The sequence below is a fragment of the Stenotrophomonas sp. SrG genome (genome assembly GCF_050031795.1).
GTDB classification, from domain to species: Bacteria; Pseudomonadota; Gammaproteobacteria; order Xanthomonadales; family Xanthomonadaceae; genus Stenotrophomonas; species Stenotrophomonas rhizophila_A.
In genome coordinates this window covers 1-280 of sequence record NZ_JBNBBE010000200.1, presented here as the reverse complement: position 1 = coordinate 280, position 280 = coordinate 1, and the positions used below count along the sequence as shown (strand labels likewise).

Genomic DNA, 280 nt, shown 5'->3' with positions numbered 1-280 from the left:
GCTCGGCAGCGACCATGTGGACGACACCGTGGACACACTGCAGCGGGTGGCGCGTGACACGAGCCCGAGCCTGGGCAGCCCGCTGCTGCTGGGCGCCGCGTCCACCAGCACTGGCGAAGCCACTACCGCGGTTTTCCTTCGGGCTGACCAGGCATTGAGCGCCGCTAAAGACGCGCTACGCGCCTGAGGAAAGACCACGGTCGTGGAGCCAGGCCCTTCCTGGCTTCGCGGTGCCGGAACGGAAAGCTGGCACGCAAGGCGTGTCACTAAGCGGTTTAGT

At 66.8% G+C, this 280-nt stretch carries 1 protein-coding gene; it reads left to right on the top strand.

Annotation, left to right across the window (positions count from 1 at the left end; translation table 11 throughout):
- Positions 1-187: hypothetical protein (locus ACQG3P_RS19530; RefSeq protein WP_426805967.1), on the top strand; the 187-nt coding region annotated here is incomplete at its 5' end.
- Positions 188-280 lie beyond the last annotated feature (93 nt).